Annotated in this window: 4 protein-coding genes; all 4 read right to left on the bottom strand. The window is 59.6% G+C overall.

Annotated features, from left to right (window positions below; all coding sequences use genetic code 11):
- Nucleotides 1-464: TRAP transporter small permease (locus CYJ07_RS20160; protein ID WP_104205485.1), on the bottom strand; the 464-nt coding region annotated here is incomplete at its 3' end.
- 21 nt (nt 465-485) lie between these two features.
- On the bottom strand, nt 486-1,547 hold the full coding sequence (locus CYJ07_RS20155; RefSeq protein WP_104205484.1) for a TRAP transporter substrate-binding protein: 1,062 nt from the start codon (nt 1,545-1,547) through the stop codon (nt 486-488).
- Between the two features lie 321 nt (nt 1,548-1,868).
- Complete coding sequence (locus CYJ07_RS20150) at nt 1,869-2,372, bottom strand: MarR family winged helix-turn-helix transcriptional regulator (RefSeq protein ID WP_231489705.1); 504 nt, start codon at nt 2,370-2,372, stop codon at nt 1,869-1,871.
- A 27-nt stretch (nt 2,373-2,399) separates the two neighbouring features.
- Nucleotides 2,400-2,726, bottom strand: a 327-nt coding sequence (locus CYJ07_RS20145) for a TRAP transporter large permease subunit (protein ID WP_156085524.1), incomplete at its 5' end; no start/stop codon positions are given.

The raw sequence follows: 2,726 nt of genomic DNA, 5'->3' as shown, positions 1-2,726 counted from the left end.
GCGCGCAGCAGCGTCAGTACGGCCGACGCGGCCAGCATGATCGACATCAAATAAATGAGATAGCCGTTGGGGATACGCAGGAACTCGGTCACGTCACCCCACTGCATGGCGCGTTCGCCCAGCGCCCAGACCCGCCGGGCCATCACCCACAGCGCGCCGGTGACGATCAGGTTGACCAGCACCTGGCGAATCCAGATCAGGCGCGGCGGAAACACGGTGTCGAGCAGGTCGACGCTGACGTGCTCCTCGCGCCAGCACACCACCGGCAGCGACAGGAACACCAGCGCCGCCAGCATCAAGCGGGTCAGCTCGACGGTGCCGAGAATCGGTGAATTGAAGAAGTAGCGTCCGGTAACGTCCGCCGTGGTCAGCAGCATCATGGCGAAGAGGGTGGCGCCCGCCACCCCCTCCAGCCCCAGCTGCATGACCCGACCGATTTGAGGCCAGTACGACCGGGTTTGCATTATCGCTCTCGATGTGAGGTTTTATTCAATGAACTCTTGCGGCACTTGTGAGGACACACTCTCTTCTTCCACTGCAAGGGCCAGTTGCTCATGGAAATACTCCATGGCTGCCCTAGCGTCGACGCCCCTGCTCTCGGTAACCGAGTCTGCCCACTCCTGTACCAAGGAGTCGCTGACATTGCGAAGGACCTCGAGATCGCTGTCGTTGAGCTCGGTAAAGGTATGGCCGCGCTCCTCGGCAAATTGCACGCCGCGTACGTCTACGACATCCATCATGTAGCCGAACAGACGCGACAGCTGCTCACCCGATACGCTCTCGATCGCTTCCCGATCCTCGGGAGAGATTCGATCCCAAACCATGGGATTCACCACAATCGTGAAGCTACCGCGATAAAAACCACCGTCCACCTTGAGGGTGTAGGGGAATATCTCAGCTACCCGGAAGCTGCGCAGCCCCTCCGGTACAAGCATGGCGCCATCGATAACGCCCTGAGATCCCGCTTCGTAGACGCTGGTGGGCGGTAGCGCCACGCCGGTCAGCTCAAGCGCATTGGTAAGGTCACCCATAACGCCGCCGCCAACACGGATGCGCTCACCCTGCAGATCTTCCAATGTTTCGTAATGCTCGCTGCTGAAAATCCAGCCCGGGCCGTGCACGCCCGCTGCTACCACATCGACGCCTTGGTGTTCACCGGCTTCGGCCAGGTATTCCTGATGAGTCCGCCAGTACGCGGCAGAAGCGTGCTCAGAGGAGAAATCCTCAAAAGTTGGGAATTCGGGTAATTTTGTCAGCTCGAAGCGACCAGCATTGTAACCATGAAACACCCAGGTCGCATCCGCGATACCGTCAGCTACGATCTCCATTTGCGAGGCTGGCGGCCCCATATCGTGAACCACATCCAAGGTGACGCGTCCCTCGGTGGCCTCTTCGATCCACGCCTTCCAGGTCGGCCAGACGATGGTATTGATACCGTGGTTGGGTCCTGCCCAGGTGCTGACGGTAATGGTTTCCTGGGCCAGAGCAGAAGTGCTCATGATAGCTGCAGTCAGGGTGCCGATTACCAGGCCTGTCTTCTTGTACATTGTTTGGTCCTCGATTGCCTCAGGTGGGGCCGAGCCCCAAAGCGATACAATAATATCTCGAAACTCAGAGTATTGGAAACACGTAATAGATGCAATGCCTCCACCCAAGCCTAAAGCTCAACGCAACCCCGGCAAGCCGCCCCCACCTGAAAAACAGTCAATTAGTCCTTATAATTCATAGAATTATAGAATTTCCTGGAATGACTGGTCGCTCTTTCAACAGCGTTTCTCCAGCTTTTCGGACCTGTTACACAAATCCTTTGACCAAAAAAAACCGACAACCCATTGGCGTCGGTTACTAACTCAGGATAGACGCGAACGCTAGCCGATCCGCTCCAGCTGGCGCTCGAGCTTGCGCATCACGTTGAGCAGGTCGCGATATTCGCCGGCGGTAAGGGTCGCCACCAGTTCCGCCTCCCAGGCCTGGGCCTCGGGAATCAGTTCGGCGAGCAGGGTCTGCCCCGCCGCGGTGAGGTGCAGGTCATGCAGGCGCTGATCCTTGGGCGACGGCGTACGGTGGATCAGGCCGCGATCTTCCAGCGCCTGGATCGCCCGCGAGACGCGGGCCTTGTCCATGTTGGTGTAGGCACAGATCTTCTTGGCGGTCAGCTCGTCGCAATGGCTGAGCCAGGCGAGCACCCGCCACTGCGCGATATTGAGCTGATAGCGTTCCTCGTAAAGCTCGGCGAGGGCCTGGCTGATGCGATCAGCCAGGCTGTTGAGCCGGTAGGGCAGAAATTGGTTCAGATCCAGCTCGGGCTTCGCCGGCGGTGCCTCCCGCTCGTCATCGTTCCCGGTGGCGAAGCCGGCCCGGCCCTCATCCATGTTCATCACGGCACTCCTCGGCTCGAGTCAATACAGCAGTTGCGGCAGGAACAGCACAATACTCGGCAGCAGCAGCACCAGCAACGCGCGCACCATGCCCGCCACCCAGAACGGCGTCACGCCGCGAAAGATCGTGCCCGTGGAGACGTCCGGCAGTACCGCACGCAGCACGAACACGTTCATCCCCACCGGCGGCGTGATCAGGCTGATCTCGATCACGATCACCACCAGGATGCCGAACCACACCAGGTCGTAGCCCAGCCCCGCCACCACCGGGAAGAATACCGGCACGGTGAGCAGCAGCATCGACATGCTCTCGAACACGCAGCCCAGCAGCACGTAGATGGCCAGTAT

This window comes from Billgrantia saliphila (assembly GCF_002930105.1).
GTDB lineage: Bacteria > Pseudomonadota > Gammaproteobacteria > Pseudomonadales > Halomonadaceae > Halomonas > Halomonas saliphila.
Note: the sequence above shows the minus strand (reverse complement) of the source record. Positions and strands in the feature narration are given on the sequence as shown.

Bases quoted from the DNA above. Each gene is read 5' to 3' on its own strand.
- CYJ07_RS20155 (WP_104205484.1), bottom strand. From the start codon at position 1,547: ATGTACAAGAAGACAGGCCTGGTAATCGGCACCCTGACTGCAGCTATC.
- CYJ07_RS20150 (WP_231489705.1), bottom strand. From the start codon at position 2,372: ATGGATGAGGGCCGGGCCGGCTTCGCCACCGGGAACGATGACGAGCGG.